Raw genomic sequence first — 15,668 nt, forward strand, 5'->3', positions numbered from 1 at the left:
TCTTGAACTCTTCCGTGTACCGCTTGCTGCTCATAGACACCTCGACTTGGTCGCCAGTTTAAGGCTACGAAGTGTCTAGGAAGGCCGGGGCGATTCATAATCTATGGAACGGGATGGCGTGTCAATGAGTGCTGTACCTTACGCGTCAAGGATGTGGATTTTGATGCGGGTGCAATCCATGTCCGCGCGGCGAAAGGGAGTAAGGATCGGACATCAATGCTGCCCGAACGATTGCGAGACCCCATGACAGATCAGTTGATGCGAGTGACGAAGTTGCACACCGACGATCGCCTGCGCGGTGGCGGCCTTGCTCCCCTTCCGAACGCACTCGAGAAAAAATATCCGAACGCGGCATGCTCCTTAGCGTGGCAGTTTGTGTTCCCTTCAGCGGTGATGCGACCTTGGGGCAAAAGCGGACAGCAGGTACGCTGGTTTGCTTCTCCCTCTACCATTCAGCGCAGCTTCAAAACCGCTTTGAACGATGCCGGCATCCATAAGCATGCAAGCGTGCATACGCTGCGGCATTCGTTTGCAACCCATCTGTTGGCTAGTGGTACGGACGTCCGGACCATTCAACTGTTGCTGGGTCACAACAATCTGCAGACCACCATGATCTATACCCATGTACTTCAGGAAACGCGCTTTGTGAAGAGCCCGCTCGACACACTTTGAGGCGCCGGCAACCATTGTCGGCGTGCTAGAACCACCGGGCTTCGCTGTAGGAATGGCTGCTTCGCGTCACGTGGCAGTCATTCTGTTTATCAACAACAAAGACCGCTTTGGCCGAGTAGCACTCACTCGCCCCATGTCTTGAATAACGGCTTTGTTTCAGAGCCCCCCGAGGCTCTTGGTTCGACCCTTGTGTCTGTTACAGCAAGGCCTCGACAGACTTTATAGCCACCCTGAAAATACCAAAGACATAAAAAGACCGGCCCAACAGACTTTTCAAGCGGTTTTCAAAAACCTCAGATCATGTAAAATCAGACACTTATAAAAACATAGTCCGACAGACTTTATTCTTCGTTATCAAAAGCAAACAATTAAGTCTGTCGGGCGACAATTAAATCTGTCGGACAGAGACACGAAAAAGGGGCGAAAGCCCCTTTTTTGCATTTCAGCGCCAAGTACGGCGACAACTCTTCGCTCGACTCCTGCCTTACTCAACCTTAGGCTGCGGTGCGATCATCTCCTCCCCTACAGCCAAATTTCGTTCGCCCAACATCTCAGCAGCTCCAACGAACGCTTGCTCTGTAGCAACAAGATACACCGGACTACTTCCTGAGGATGGATTTAAGAACCACGCCTATGTCATCTGTGCCGCGCAAGTTCCGTACCGAATTCGCACTATACTTCGCTCCGGCTGCTGTTAGACCTTGGGAGACATTGATGCCATTCAACTTAATACTAGTTCTACTTTTCGCAGCGTCAGGCGTGGCATGTACTGCAGAACCGCCAGAGAAAATACAAAAAAATGACATTGCCGCTTCTGGGATGACGCTACCAAATGAAAACGAAGCCACAGCTTCAATTATAAAAATGATGGATTTGGCAGATACGCTGGCACAAATGCAAGTATCTGCCTCCGTCAAGCTTGGTACTTGCATACCAGCGATAGACGCGAATCATCCTGGGCAAGTCGCTTGCACAATTGCCGTGAGGCTGGGGGCCAGCACGTCTGAGACGCAAGCTGATTTCTACCGCAAAGGCGCTGGCTGGGTCTCGCAGCCAAGTACTTCACAAGACAAACTTCCGTTCCCTGATCCAGCACTATGAGCTCAGACTTGTCCGACTTTTGCCGGGCGACTTCGAGTCAGGAATATCAGATCGATCAAAATACCCCCGTTGCTGGGTGTATTCGGGGAAAACCACTCGCCCCCCATTTTTTACCCGCTCACCATCGCTTGGACTATTTTTTGAGGCTCTAAACAGATTTAGGCCACCACTGAAACGAAGCAGCCCTCGACACCCTTGTCTTTCGGCAAATCGCTCCTTCCTGAAGCCGCCGACCACTTTCAAGCAATCGAGTGTCTTCTCCCCCCGTTTTCATTTGCGCTGGATGGTGCCCGTCGGTATGGGTGGTGCGCCCACTCAGCCTCGGATTTTTGCGCTCTTCAACTGAAGCGATGTGAGGGCGAATTGTGTGCAACCGAAAATGCGCAGCCATCGATCCGCCACAAAACAAAAATTTATTTTAATTCGTATTTTTCGAAAAGATCATAATCATAAGGAATCATCATCGACAAGTCTTTGGCCTGCCAAAAATCACCTTCAGAGGCCTGATAAAAATCATAGGCATTCTTCATGAAATTTTCACCCTCTGGTGCCTCCTGCCAGTCTTTTTTATCCCTGTTGTACAGCAAAACCATACAGCTAACGCAACTGTAGTTGCCATCTGCGTTTGGGTTTGTATAGCACTTCCCGACCTTTATATTCAATTTCTGATTAATAATCACATCAATTAATTCCCCCTGAGTAAATTGCACCAAAGCCGTCTGAGCTTGCTCATGAGATGGCGCCTTCTTGGCTGGCTGCAAATTTTCGAAATGAGCGGCTTTTATTTTCAACTGTTCCGCCGCCAGCTCGTCACTTGGCAAGCCTTTGCTATTAACGGGATACAAGTCCATTGAGGTTGCAGCGACTGTGGCTACATCAGCAAACTCATCAGCCACGTCTTCGCCAGGGCTTAGAAAAACAAAACAAATCGCAAATAAAGAAACAACCAAAACCGCGCAAACTTTGAACATACTTTTTGTTGTGCTAATATTTTTCAGTGTAATTTTTATCATGTCAGAGCATTGCCGCCAGATGATTAATGATTGATAAAAACAGGCCGTTTCTAACTTTACAAACTTCCCGTCCATAAATAAAATCGCCTACCCAGATTACAATGTCTTGGATGGCGTTTGAAGACAACCTTTGGCGCCAAAGCCATTCTGAGCACTCAACAGAGTGGGCATGGGCGGCAGGCACGCGACCACGGCGCGGTTAGTAAGGCTTTTCGCTCCGTTCGCGCCCCCTGACGGCGTCACGGCTCACACACCCAATTCCGCGAAACGCTTGCTAATTATGTGCCCGACAGACTTTTGTGTAAGTTGCCGCGCCAAATCCCCAATAGAAGACGCCCCCGGCAGACGTTGCGCAAAGAGCGCCAATCCATGAACACTGACAAATCAATTAATTGCAGGCGACGCCTCCGACAGAATTAATTGTTTATTTTAATTTCTTAGGTCGGAATAAAGTCCATTGGACTTTACCCCCCAAAAAAGCCCTCAGCATCTGTGCCGAGGGCTTTTCGTTTGGCGTTGCCTTAATTGTTTCGCTTAAAGCCAAGGCTTCAGGTGGGATTGCCGCAAAAACTGACTACCCCAGCCGTAGGTGCTTACGTCCGCTACCGCACCAGGTCGCCGTCGGCAACCTCCAAACAAGCGCATCCACGAACTTACCGATGGCGGAAATCTGAGCTTCATATCCGGTGTTGAAGAAAGTACTTCATGACGGCCCCGGGCAGCCCAACCACCCAGTCCACGCCCGCACTCGGAGACTGGCCTCACCGGGCTCCGATTTCAGCGCCACTGCGCCGTGGTCTGTGTTCTGGGTAGCCAGCATTGCGGAGTTTCTGGTGTTGATGGACGGCACCATGAACATGAGGAAGTGGAGGACGGCCCGGCCGCGCTTCAGGGTGTCCCGCAGGCCCGCTATTACACCTCGATGGGCTCCGTGCATGGCGGCTGGTTTGCCATCCCCTGCTCACATTTCGGTCGGGGCACGGGTCTGTTTATTTCGGCGCCGACAAGCCTGCCCTTGTGTGCAACAGGATGACATCAATGTCCCGGAATGCGCACTGATGCCCGATATCGACGGGGAGAGCATCTTTGCCATGAGTCCGCGAGTTTCATTTGTTTGCACAAGGCATATCAAGATCTTATCCGCCCCGTCGTAAAGCCAGTTTGGTTTCCTCGCGTGGATAAGCAAGGTTAACGAACCTACCGCAAGGTAGATCCAGCGACGCACTGCGTGAAGGGATTCCGTCGATAACCAAACCCAAGGAGGCAAGCATGAATTTTTCGACCCGATTTTGCGCCGTCGTTCTGAGTGTCGGTGCTTTTGCTGTGCAGGCTGCGCCGACGTCGCTGACCACCGCGGCACAGGACAACTCGCCGAAATTCGTTACCCAGGGCGGCAAGATGGGCGGCATCGCAGTGGACGTGCTACGCGCCCTCGAGAAGATCGACCCTGATCTGAAGTTCAGCGGTGAAGAGGGCTTCTGGCCGATGAAGCGCATCGAGAACGGCCTACTCGCGGAGGTCGCGAGTGGACCGGAGCATCTCGATCTGTTCGTGGGGATGGCGAAAACGCCCGAGCGCGAAAAGAAGTATCGCTATGTCAGCACGATGATCTACTCGGTGAAAAACGTGGTCTTCGTCCGAGCCAATGACGACGTCAAGATCTCCAGTCTGGAGGATATCGCCAAGCTCTCTGGTGACAACCTGGTGCTGGCCAACAATGGCTATGTCCAGGCGACGACCGCCAAGGCCGTTTCCGGTCTGAAGGTCGATGATGGCGCCAAGACCAACAGCGACAACCTCAAGAAGCTGATCGACGGCAAGGGCCGCTTCTTCTACGCATCAGAACTGTCCGGTCTCTACGAAGCCAAGCAGGACGGTGTGACCAAGCAGGTCAAGGTCGTACCGGTGGCAGGTGACGACACGGGTCAGTACATCTCGGTATCCAATGCGGTGAGCAAACCAGTGTTCGACAAGCTCGAGGCCGCAGTCAAGAAGCTGGTGGACTCCGGCGAGATGGGCAAGATCCTGGCGAAATACAAGTGATCGGCCCTGGCCGCCGACCGTCGTGATCCTGTCCTGGGAGGGCACATGAGCAAGCTGACCAAGAGTATTGAGTTGCGTTTCATTCTGCTTTTCGCATTGATCGTCACAGTATTGCTGGGCGCCTTCGGCACCTATGTGGTGATCGAGGAGCAAAGACAGGGAGAGGCTCAACTGGCGGATCTGGCCAATGCCATGCAGGTGCGGATGCAGGCAGGGCTGCCCACACTCCTGTGGAACATGGATTACGAAATCGCTGGCGCCCTGCTCGACTCGGAAGTGATCGCTGCCGACGTGTCGGCCATTGTGGTGCGCAAGAGTGACAAAGTCCTTGTTGCGCGCAGCAATGACGGAGGCAAAGCCGTTCCTCTGAAGGAAACGGCCACGCCTGCCGGAGAGAAATACAGCGCGGAGCTGACTTACTCCGGCAAGCCGGCGGGAACGGTCGACATCTACATTTCGCGTGCCCGCGCCGAAAAGGCGCAGGCCAACGCGATCGTCACCGCGCTGGTTGAAGTCGTGGTACTCAATGCTGTAATCATCCTGGTGCTGATCACGATGCTGCGGTCGGTCGTGTTGCGGCCCTTACGCCGGGTTCGCGATGCGTTGCACGAAATCGCCACCGGGCGCGCGGACCTGACCCGGCGCCTGCATGTGTCACGCGAGGATGAAATCGGCGAGGTCGCAATGCTCTTCAACCGCTTCGTCGAAAACCTGCAAGGCATCGTGCGGCAGGTGGTCGACGGCGCACATCACCTTCAGACCTCGTCCTCCAGCATGAGCGAGGAATCGGACGACATGGCACATCGCACCGCTCGCGAGAATGACGCGATCGCGGCGATTGCCGCCGCCACCGAGGAAATGACCGTGAGCATCAATCACATTGCCCGTTTCTCGGGTGATGTGCGCGAGGTGTCGTCACGCAGCGAGCAGTTGTCGTCGCGTGGTCGTGAGGTGATCGTTGAGCTGATTGCGGGAATGGGTGTTGTCAGTGACACCGTGGTCAATGCGTCGCGCACGGTTGAATCCCTTGGCGAGGAATCCGAGAAAATCGGTGCGGTGATCGGTGTCATCAAGGAAATCGCCGATCAGACCAATCTGCTGGCGCTCAATGCCGCGATTGAAGCCGCCCGCGCGGGTGATCAGGGGCGTGGCTTCGCGGTGGTTGCGGACGAGGTTCGCAAGCTCGCGGAACGAACCACCCGTTCGACCGTGGAAATCGGCGAGACCATCGGCGTGGTGCAGAACGGAGTGCTGGCCAGCGTGGAGCGCATGCGTGGCGGTGTCGATCTGGTACGGCAGGTACTCGACTGTGCTCGGCAGGCAGAAGGCGCCATTCAGGATATCGCGAAGAGTTCCGGGGAGTTGTCCAGCGCGGTGAGCGAAATTGTCAGCTCAATCGAGGAGCAAAACTCCGCTAGTACGGAAGTTGCCCAGCAGATAGAAGACATCAGTCGCATCGCGGAGGAGTCTGGTACAACGATGAAACGTGTGGTGGGCACGGCCGTCCAGGTCAGTACGCTTTCTGCACAGTTGAAGTCTGCGGTGGGTGGCTTCACTATCTGAGCTTGTTCGTCGGCGTTGGCATAGGCGGCATTGGTCAGAAGGGCTTTGTTGCACAAATCGGCTGCTCGCCTGCATGTAGCCGATAGCCGTGCAGGCTGAACGAGCAACAACCACGCACGAATGCTGGTGGAAGCCTCAGGGCTGTCATGGGCAGAAGCAATCGCCGACCTGGAAATCGAACGAGCAATATACGAAGCCACGCGTACAGCGTGGGGAAAAGCGAAGGCCATCCTCAGGAATAGCGCCGCCGCGCTGCTGCTGGCCGTTGCTTGCTTTTGTCGGGTGGGACCTCCCACTATCGAGGCCGGGCGGACATTTTGCGCCACCGAAAATTCGAAAGCGGGCAGGCTCGGCCCCGATTGCGTAGCCCAAACCCTCACCAGATATACGAGACTCGGCACTTGTGGCCTTAAAGACGTTGCTCGGATGAAATTGGCGTGTCTGTTGCGTTATCGGCAGACTGTTGCGCAATAGCTGTGTCTGAGTGTCTCTATCTCGGCCAAATCGGTCGGTCAGCGGACACTTCCCAGTGACCGCATCCAGCTCTTATCTGTCGCTAGGCAGACTCTCGTCATGCCTGATTTGAACCATCAGGGCTCCATGAAACCAGGGCGATTCACTTAGACTTGGCTAGATACCCCAGCCAGAGGGGATGTATCAAAAATCACTCAGCGACTTCCCAGTTAGAGGATGCTCTTCATGGATGAGTTTTCGGAATACATGCTGGACTTATTTCGACTATTTGGTCGAATTACCCTGCGTCGAATGTTTGCCGGGCGCGGACTGTTCCGGGACGGAATTATGTTTGGTCTCGTGTACGATGAAACCCTCTATTTGAAAGCCGATGCTGAAAACGCAATCTATTTTCAGCGTTTGAATCTCAAGCAGTTCGAGTATGCCCGGCAAGGGAGGCTCATCGCTCTTTCCTACTACCAAGCCCCGGATATTGTTCTCGAGGATCAGAACGAAGCGGCCATCTGGGCGCGGCGTTCATTTGAAGCGGCTCTTCGTGCGGATGCGTCAAAGTCAAAAAAAAGGCGGCGCGATTAATTGCCCCAAAAGTTTGCTGAATCAAGCGTGCTTGAATCTTGCCGACTTTCGATTTTGCGTCTCTGTGGCAGAGCCTTCCCGTTGTGTATTGATCAGTTCGGCCATCACTGCGTGCAGAACCGATTTGATGACGGCGCTTGAAGAACTCAGTCAGCCCGACCAACTACGGTGGTCGGACGCAGGAAACCGAAGGCAGTTGGCCCCAGGCTGGCTGAGCGCTTGGTTGCATTAAGGAATCATCAAGCGGCAGGTAGTGTTGTCTCAACGAGTGGGAACCAACCCTTGGCCACTTGAATGACACCCCACAGCTTGTCGGGGATCGTCAGTTGCGGTACGTGCTTGGGGTCGAGCGCGGTGGCAATCTCAGACTCCCGGCCTTCCGTGGCGAGTTCAACCCATTTGGGATTCATCACCAAACCTTGTCCGATTGCGACCAACTCCAGGCCTGTCGTTAGTGCTTTTTCGGCGTCCTCGGGCGTCCGGATAAGGCCTGCGGCAATCAAGGGGATGCGGTCGGCAACGTGCTCAACGATCAACTCGGCTGTCGTATGCTCGCCAGTGTAATCAGTGGGCTTGGCATTCGGAATGTTAAAGAGCGATGCATGAAGGTAATCGATGCCCGCCTCGATCAGCCGGTCAATCAGCACGTAGCTATCGCTGATGCGCAGTGCTCCTTCCCCTGGCTCGTCCGGGGAGATACGGTAGCCCAGCAGGAATGGTCGCTTGGCGTGTTCGGCGATGACTCGCTGCGCCTCGCGCACCACGGCCATGGGAAAGCGCATGCGGTTTTCGAGCGAGCCTCCCCATTCATCGTCGCGCTGATTGAACATGGGCGAAAAGAAGTTCTGGATGAGGAAGCCATGAGCGCCATGTAGCTCAACGCCATCGAAACCCGCCTCAATGGCGCGACGAGTCGTTTCGCCGAACGCCTTGATGATCTCTTCGATTTCTTCCCCGCTCAGCGCGTGACTGGTTACTTCGGCGCTATTGAACGGGCTGGGCGGCACCTTGAGCGCACTGGCACTGACAACGCGCCCCTCCGGCACGAGGTGTGGCAGGGCTTTATTGCCGGCGTGGAAAATCTGCAAGATGGCCGGGGCTCCGCCGCTCTTGGCCGCTTCCGAGAGGCGACGCAGGCTGGGAATATAGCGATCATCATCGCTGGCGAACTCGTCCGTGAAGCCGATACCGTCCGGCGTTACGTGCGTGCAACCTGTCACCACCATGCCGACACCGTGCACACGAGCGCGATAGTAGGCCACTTCTTGGTCAGAGATGCTGCCGTCAGGGTTTGCCGACCATGTCGTCATCGGTGCCATCACGGCGCGGTTACGCAGGGTCAGGCCGTTCTTGAATGCCAGGGGCTGAAACAGCCTCGATTTGGTTGAGGTCATTGAATTGAATCTCCATTGTTGAAAAAGGAGCTCTGCGGCGAGTTGCGCTCCCATGGCACCTAGTGTGTCCCTGAGCACCTGGGGTACGTTTGCCAAAACCGTCGCGCTTCTTGCCTGAAATGATGAGATTCGATCAATGATCGGGTTGCTTTGAATTTGGCAATGCTAAGCTTTAAGCACTAAACATGAAGGCAAACCCTGACCAAACGGAGTCGCCCAATGGCCATTGAAGCAAAACCTGGCACCGGAGAACTTGTCAGTCTGGTGGGCAGCATTGCACAAAACGATGGAGACTACGACACGCCGATTGCAGCGCTGAAACTTCGTCGCTGCAGTTCCACCACCGATCCGATGCCCTGCATTTATGGCCTGGGTCTTGCGCTGATCGTGCAGGGAGGCAAGCGGATCACACTGGGCGACGAGATCTTCGACTACGGGGCCGGACAGTCTCTTATAACGACCGTGGATATGCCTGTGGTGGCGTATGTCACGCGTGCCAGTGCCGCAGAGCCTTTTCTCGGGATTTGGCTGGAACTCGATGCTCGTCTTATCGCCCAGATGGCGGCGGAGATGGAGTTTGCGACCCCGCTCCAGACTTCAACGACGCGAGGAATCTCTCTTGTGGCAGTGGATCCAGGCTTGCAGGATGCGCTGACCCGGCTGCTCCGCCTGCTCGCCGAACCGTCGCTGATTCCTCTTCTCGCCCCCCTGATCCAGCAGGAGGTCGTCGTTCGCCTGCTGCACGGGGGGCATGGCCCCAACCTGCGCCGTCTCGTTGCGATCGGCTCGCCGAGCCAGCAAATTGCCAAGGTGGTGACATGGCTGAAACAGCACTACACAGAGAATGTGCTGATAGATGAGCTCGCTGCCAAAGCTCACATGAGCCCTTCAACTTTTCGGCAGCACTTTCGTGCCGTAGTCGGCGTGAGCCCCTTGCAGTACCTGAAGAACCTGCGCCTCCTCGATGCCCGACAACTGATGCTCAATGAAAATCTGGATGCGGGCAGCGCAGCGACGCGTGTCGGGTACGAGAGCGCCTCCCAGTTCAGCCGTGAGTACAGTCGATTATTCGGAAATCCCCCGAATCGCGATATCAAGCGGATGCGGGAATCTACTTGGGCGAGAGATGGACACAGCCATTAAGAGCGGCTAGCCCTCGTAGGACAAGCTTCGCTGATGCCTGCTGCGGCCTGGATGCTCTGGAGATCATCCCAATTGCCCCCGCATGCTATGCCGTGCAATCAAGCCGCTCGCCCCTACAGCCGACGCAGGCCGCAGAAGCGGTTTTTAGTCGGCTGCAAGCGGATGTCGGTTTCACGCTCACACTCAGTTGGATGGTTCCCCGATCGCTCCTTGGAGCGCTTCGCGATGTGTGACAACCCATTGATAAAAAGGCGTCAATGGAATTCCCCAGTTTTTGGCCGCTTGGATGTCCACTTTATACCCTTCCAAATTGTCCCAGACTTGACTCGACACCAAGCCTGGACTGTTCCCTTGCGCCACAGCCTCTTCTTCGGTCAGTGACTGCGCTAACACCAAACGTCCTGTTCCGGCGCTAAGTGCTGAAGCGACCTCTTCCATCGTTAAGGATTCGGCAGCTAGATCAATGGAGTGTCCATTGAAACGAGCGGGATCGAGAAATGCCGCAACGGCGAATGCGCCAATGTCATCGGCGGCAATCATATCGAGCCGGGTTTCAGGAAGGATAGCCGTTGCGATCTTGCCTTGCGCGAGCGTGGGGTACATCCCTCGCACTTTGGGCGGCAGGAAGTTCTCCATGATCATCGCGGGTTTCAAAATCACCCAGCTTTGCAGGCCCCGCTCAGCGATCCCGTTATTGACCTCTGTCTTGCTCTCCCAGTAGCGCTTCCACCAACGATCCGAATCCCAGTCAATGAAGTTCTTTTCGTCGCCAGCCCTGGCAACGGAGCTGTGGACATACATCCTGACATCGGCTCGGTACGCTGCTTCGAGAAGTCGAAGACCGGTGCGAACCTCGCGCTCCTGATCGTCTGGGTGTGGAGGCATTTGTACGGAAAAAACGCCCTGAACCCCGTCCATTGCGGCTTCGAGGCTTTGAATGTTGTCGTAGTCGCCTTTCATCAACTCGACCCCCAGTCTAGCGAATGCCTGGGCCTCCTTAGTGCTGGGGTCGCGGACGAATGCGCGCACGGAAAACCCCGCGCTTACTAACCCCCTGACCACCGCTCCACCTTGCGTACCGGTCGCTCCCGTCACGAGGATTGGTCCTGAAATCGTGTTAGTCATAAGGCCTCCAATAGCAAAACAAGATACGATACTAGCACGTTCCGAAACCACATGGTTTCGTAATAAACATGGAGCTAATGAATGGCAACCGCGATACGGGCAGGAGCATCAGATGGGCAGGAAACGCCCCCTCTTTACAGAAAGGCCGGGGCTGAGCGTGGGCGGCAGCAGGATGTTGGCCGGGACGAGCTCATCGTTGCGGCCACCCTGGCGCTGCTGGGCGAGCTCGGGTACGACGCTTTGACGATGTCAGAAGTGGCCGTTCGCGCCGGGGTTTCGAAGGCAACCCTCTATCGACGCTGGGCCGCTAAGCCTGAACTAGTGGCGGATGCCGTTTCGACCATCGGGTTTGGGCTCTCACCAAGCTACCCAGGTACGTCACTACGAGATGATTTGTTCGCCCTAGTCACGCAGGCCAGTGCGTGCGCAGATCGGCCTCACTTGTTGAGGGTGGCGACGGAAGCGGCAAGATCCTCTCCTGCGCTGGGAGCTGTTCTGCGTGCTCGCTTTGTCGCGTTCCTCCAGCACGAGATTGAGGGGATCGCCCAGCGAGCTGTTGAGGATGGGAACGCCCCGCTTACTGCATGTGAGCTGACGGCATTGACAGATACGACAGCGGCATTGTTGATTTACGTATCAAACAGTGCTGATCGAGCCGGCGAACTGGCGCGACTGGAGAATCTTGTGGAGAACGTCCTGCTGGTCTTAATTACCGGAGAAAGACGCAGGCTTGGAAGTCACTGACTATAGATTCCGCACTCATGAACATCTGACCACATCTCTCGCTCTGGGAGACTGCACTTGACGGGTATTTTGATTGCCTGCTCTTGGTCAGGAGCAGCCGTACAGGGGCGACGCACTGGCGGTCCTCTATGGCCGAATAGCGTCGCTTGCTCACCTGACCGGTTTCAAAGCACAGCGGCCATTCAGATGACTGCATTACGGCGAGAGTGACAGACCGCTCCTGGCCTCCAAGCGCCCCAGCACTTCACAGCAACACCCCAGCCCCGCTCGCAAGCCTACGGATAGGCCAGACCTAGCCGTGATCTTGATCACACCGTGTCGGGCGGCCAACGCTCAGGGGGTTTCAGCCAAGCAACGGCGGCCATCGCCGCACTGCTACAGACCCTAGGCTTCAGGATGGATGCCGCACAGCTCGAGCAAGGCTCTCGGGCCGGCGCTGAGGTAACGATCCCTGAGGGTAACGATATCCAGCCGGCTGGGCATGTCGAGAAAAGGGGTGTCGAGACGCTTCAGTGAACCGGCCTGAAAGGCGTCGGCCAATTCAAGCTCCGAGAGGCAGCCCACGCCCAGCCCGGCTTTGACGCACTGGCGAATCGCTTCGGGCTGCTCCAGCTCGAGATCAATCAGTGCCGTAAAACCCGCCTCTTCGCAGGCTTGGGTCATCACGTCGCGGGTGCCGGAGCCTTGCTCCCGGACGACCCAGGGAACGCCGTGAAAATCTTCGGCACAGAGTGCACGGCCGGCCAGCGGGTGATCGGGTGCGGCAAACACGCAGAGCCGGCCTTGCCGCCAGGGATAGCGCTGGATCGCGTCATCGCTGAATGAGCCTTCAAGGAAACCCAGGTCGATCTGGTGGGCTTTGAGATGGGCGATCAGATCCCGGCTGCTGAGGCGCGAGATCTGCACATGGGCCTTGGGCCAGCGCTTGCGCATCTGCGCGACCAGCCCGGGCAACAGCTGATTGCCAATCGTGACGCTGGCTCCGACATGCAGATCAAATACCGGCTCGCGCTCCTGCGCCAGGTATTCAATTTCAGCAACCCGATCGAGCACTTCACGCGCACGGCCGGCCAGCAAGCGGCCGGAGGCGTTCAGGACGAGCTGGCGCCCGACCCGGTCAAACAAGGTGCATCCCAGCTGCCGCTCCAGATCCGCCAGCGCCATGCTGGCGGCGGCCTGCGTCATCGCCACGGCCTGCGCAGCCCTGGTGACCTGGCCATGGCGGGCAATCGCACAGAAAACATCCAGCTGACGCAGGGTGATTCTCATATCAGTAAGACTGATTAATTTAATACATATTAGTTGTTTTACTTATTAACTCAAGATAGCCAGGATGCATACATAGCTTGATTCCGAGCCATTCCCCAGGAGAGCCCAAATGCCCATCATCGCCGTAGCCCTTGCGCTGGTAATCATTGCTGCGAGCGGCTACTTGTTTGATGCCTACAACAGCTATTGCGAACGCCGGATCGGGTTGCAGAGCAGCACCCGATCAAGCAGCGACGCGGCAGGAAAAAAAACGGCCGCAAAACCGCCGGAAACACTCGAGTTTGACCTCGCTCTGGATGCGCACGAGGCCTCCCAATACCAGGTTTCAGAAATTTCCCTGCATCACTTCCAGGCCCAGAACGACCGCCGGCTGATTCTCTGATGCCTCACCGGTGCGCAGCAGGCAGCGCCAGCAGGCGCTCGCCGTAGAGCAGCAGGGTGTGTGTGCCGGGTAGCAGGAGCCCGTCCTTGAAATGGCGAATCGTGCCGGAAGGTAGGGCCTGCCAGCTGAGGCCGGCATCCTGCGAGCGCAGCAGCACGCCCTCTCGCCCGGTCACCCACAGGTGGCCCTTTTCATCCTGCAGAAGACGGCGAAGATTGGCCTGCACGCCGGCATTGACCACCTGCCAGTGCTGGCCGCCATCGGCCGAGCGCAGCAGGGCGCCCCGGGCGCCCGCAACGATCAACACATCCGGGGCGGGGCTGATGATGTCCCGCGCCAGGAAGTGCTGGCCGAGCCCGATCTCTTCCACCTGCTGACCATCCAGGCTGATCCGCAGCAGCTTGTTACCATCGCCCATGACCCACAGGGCGCCCGCCGCTTCGCGGATCTGATACCAGACAGGGCTGGCGGCAATCGCTAGCTGGCGCTGGAGCCGGCCCTGGGCATCAAAGAAAAGCACAGAGCCCCCCTCGCCAACCGCCACAAAACCGGCCCCGGGCAAGGCGAGCACATCCTTGAGCTGCAGCACGGCGCCCTCGGCGGTGTTTTGCCAGGTCGCGCCCTCGTCTGCAGAGCGCATCACCCAGCCCGGATTGGCCACCACCAGGGCCACCCGGCTTTGCGGGTGAATGGCGATGCGCTGGAAGTTGCCAAGGGCGCCGTCCGCATGTTTGAACACGGTTTGCCAGCTGGCGCCGTCATCCGTGGAGCGGACGATGGTGGCGCTGGAGCCCGCCGCCAGCAGGGTCTGGCTGCCGGGATAGGCGAGCGCATGGCTCAGGTATTGGCCGTAGCCAAGGCCGGCGTCAATCACACGCCAGTCCGCAGGCCTGCCGGAGGGAGCGGCCGCGCGCGCGATCAGGCCCTGAACCCCCACCGCCAACAGGCTGCCGGCCGGGCTCACGAGAATATGGTTGATGTAGCGGCTCAGGTCCGGCTGCTCGAGCACCCAGCCCTCGGCAGGGCTGCGGTGTGCGATGAAGCCGCCATCGCCCCACATCAGCAGGCGCCCGTCTGCGGCCTGTGCGAGGCCATTCGGGCGCACCTGGCCAAAGCGCTTTTCGAGCGTCCATTCAAGGCCGGCATTGATGGAGGCAAACAGCTGCCCGTCATTGCTGAGCGCGAGCCATTGCCGGCGCACCGCGTCGAAAGCCAGTTGCTCGACATAGGGCAGCCTTGCTGCGCGCAGGCTGAACGCGGGTTGGCTGCTGCGCCCGGCAGCGGCCAGCAAGGCGATGCGCCCGTCCGCCCCGCCCAGCATCAGTGTCGCGCTCTGCGCGTCGTAGGCAGCAGCGGTCCAGCCACTGCCCTGGCCGCCCGGTTTCCCGGTAGGCATCGCCACCGCAAAAGCCTTGGCGCGGGCAGCGTCAACCAGCAGAACACGCTGGTCACGCGTCATGCCGGCCCACCAGGGCCCGGCGCGCTTCCAGTAGACGACTTCGCTGAGCATGAATTTTTTCGGCACGGGCACGGATTGCCACTCGCCAAGCCGGGTTTCACTGATCCACAGACGGCCATTCATGGCCGACGCAATCGCCCGATTATCACTATCCACGCCCACGAGCCGCAGCTCAGGCGTGGCGCCTTGGCCGACCACCTGCCAGCCCTGGCCAGCTGGCTCGGAAATCGCTGCCGTCAGCACGGCGCATTCGCTGCTCCGTTCGCTGCGGCAGGCCCAGGCGAGCCAGGCCGAGCGCTCGCTATCAAAGCCGATCTTGCTGAGCTTCCAGCCCTCCAGCGCGGGCGTCCAGCGCATGTCCGCAGCGCTGCGTTCGCCGTGCCAGGCGCGGCCATTGCTCAGTGCCAGAAATCGCTGGCCGGAAGGGTCGGCGACAGCCATGTCCACCGTCGCGTCGCCCAGCTTCTCCTCGTGCCAGCCTGAATCGGCGCTGCTGCGCCAGCGCAGCAGACCATCGCCCCCCGTCAGGATTTCAAGGCCAGAGGATTGCGCACCGAAAATCCAGTCCGGATTGGAAACCTGGCCAGCCAGCGCCGGCACACAGACAAGACACAGGACAATAAAGCCAACACATTTTTCGGCAGCACGACAAAGCGTCAGTCGCATGCTCAGACTCCAGTTACACGGCGGATCGGGAAGGACAATGAAAA

Annotated in this window: 13 protein-coding genes; 8 read left to right on the forward strand and 5 right to left on the reverse strand. The window is 57.4% G+C overall.

All coding sequences use genetic code 11. The annotated features are described in order from the left end of the window. Window positions 1-99 precede the first annotated feature (99 nt). Together C0V76_RS07045 and C0V76_RS19550 are read left to right on the forward strand one after the other, a co-directional pair. Window positions 100-672 carry a tyrosine-type recombinase/integrase gene (locus C0V76_RS07045; protein ID WP_256376401.1) on the forward strand — a complete coding sequence of 191 codons (573 nt, stop codon included), beginning with the start codon at window positions 100-102 and terminating at the stop codon, window positions 670-672. A gap of 714 nt (window positions 673-1,386) precedes the next feature. Then, window positions 1,387-1,773: a hypothetical protein gene (locus C0V76_RS19550; protein ID WP_143707371.1), complete on the forward strand. Its 387-nt coding sequence runs from the start codon at window positions 1,387-1,389 to the stop codon at window positions 1,771-1,773. Between the two features lie 413 nt (window positions 1,774-2,186). On the opposite strand, the gene C0V76_RS07050 is transcribed toward C0V76_RS19550, so the two are convergent. Next, window positions 2,187-2,861, reverse strand: a complete 675-nt coding sequence (locus C0V76_RS07050; protein ID WP_101941698.1) for a hypothetical protein — start codon at window positions 2,859-2,861, stop codon at window positions 2,187-2,189. A gap of 1,194 nt (window positions 2,862-4,055) precedes the next feature. Between C0V76_RS07050 and C0V76_RS07060 the strand changes: the two genes are divergently transcribed. The 3 genes from C0V76_RS07060 to C0V76_RS07070 all read left to right on the forward strand — a co-directional run bounded on the left by C0V76_RS07060 (window position 4,056) and on the right by C0V76_RS07070 (window position 7,442). Then, a complete protein-coding gene (locus C0V76_RS07060) occupies window positions 4,056-4,829 on the forward strand; it encodes an ABC transporter substrate-binding protein (RefSeq protein WP_101941700.1) in 774 nt (257 codons plus the stop codon). Between the two features lie 45 nt (window positions 4,830-4,874). Beyond that, on the forward strand, window positions 4,875-6,392 hold the full coding sequence (locus C0V76_RS07065) for a methyl-accepting chemotaxis protein (RefSeq protein WP_101941701.1): 1,518 nt from the start codon (window positions 4,875-4,877) through the stop codon (window positions 6,390-6,392). 699 nt (window positions 6,393-7,091) lie between these two features. Beyond that, on the forward strand, window positions 7,092-7,442 hold the full coding sequence (locus tag C0V76_RS07070) for a TfoX/Sxy family protein (RefSeq protein ID WP_101942217.1): 351 nt from the start codon (window positions 7,092-7,094) through the stop codon (window positions 7,440-7,442). A gap of 239 nt (window positions 7,443-7,681) precedes the next feature. Here the strand turns inward: C0V76_RS07070 and C0V76_RS07075 are convergent, their stop codons facing one another. Then, entirely contained in the window at window positions 7,682-8,836 is a 1,155-nt protein-coding gene (locus C0V76_RS07075) for an NADH-dependent flavin oxidoreductase (RefSeq protein ID WP_101941702.1), read from the reverse strand. A gap of 219 nt (window positions 8,837-9,055) precedes the next feature. Here C0V76_RS07075 and C0V76_RS07080 point away from each other — a divergent pair, with 219 nt between their 5' ends. Then, window positions 9,056-9,979 (forward strand): AraC family transcriptional regulator, encoded by a 924-nt coding sequence (locus tag C0V76_RS07080; RefSeq protein WP_101941703.1) that lies wholly within the window; start codon window positions 9,056-9,058, stop codon window positions 9,977-9,979. Window positions 9,980-10,162: 183 nt separating this feature from the next. Here the strand turns inward: C0V76_RS07080 and C0V76_RS07085 are convergent, their stop codons facing one another. Beyond that, the gene (locus C0V76_RS07085) at window positions 10,163-11,104 is read right to left on the reverse strand and encodes an NmrA/HSCARG family protein (RefSeq protein WP_101941704.1); all 942 of its coding nucleotides are present in this window, start codon (window positions 11,102-11,104) and stop codon (window positions 10,163-10,165) included. An 81-nt stretch (window positions 11,105-11,185) separates the two neighbouring features. Here C0V76_RS07085 and C0V76_RS19875 point away from each other — a divergent pair, with 81 nt between their 5' ends. Continuing rightward, window positions 11,186-11,848: a TetR/AcrR family transcriptional regulator gene (locus tag C0V76_RS19875; protein WP_101941705.1), complete on the forward strand. Its 663-nt coding sequence runs from the start codon at window positions 11,186-11,188 to the stop codon at window positions 11,846-11,848. A 384-nt stretch (window positions 11,849-12,232) separates the two neighbouring features. Here C0V76_RS19875 and C0V76_RS07095 read toward each other — a convergent pair whose 3' ends face one another. Then, window positions 12,233-13,117, reverse strand: coding sequence for a LysR substrate-binding domain-containing protein (locus tag C0V76_RS07095; RefSeq protein WP_101941706.1), 885 nt, complete (start codon window positions 13,115-13,117; stop codon window positions 12,233-12,235). Between the two features lie 109 nt (window positions 13,118-13,226). Between C0V76_RS07095 and C0V76_RS07100 the strand changes: the two genes are divergently transcribed. Beyond that, entirely contained in the window at window positions 13,227-13,499 is a 273-nt protein-coding gene (locus C0V76_RS07100) for a hypothetical protein (protein ID WP_101941707.1), read from the forward strand. Window positions 13,500-13,503: 4 nt separating this feature from the next. On the opposite strand, the gene C0V76_RS07105 is transcribed toward C0V76_RS07100, so the two are convergent. Then, window positions 13,504-15,624, reverse strand: coding sequence for a YCF48-related protein (locus C0V76_RS07105; RefSeq protein ID WP_143707372.1), 2,121 nt, complete (start codon window positions 15,622-15,624; stop codon window positions 13,504-13,506). Between the last annotated feature and the right edge of the window lie 44 nt (window positions 15,625-15,668).

It is taken from the genome of Uliginosibacterium sp. TH139 (assembly GCF_002855595.1).
Classification (GTDB): domain Bacteria; phylum Pseudomonadota; class Gammaproteobacteria; order Burkholderiales; family Rhodocyclaceae; genus Uliginosibacterium; species Uliginosibacterium aquaticum.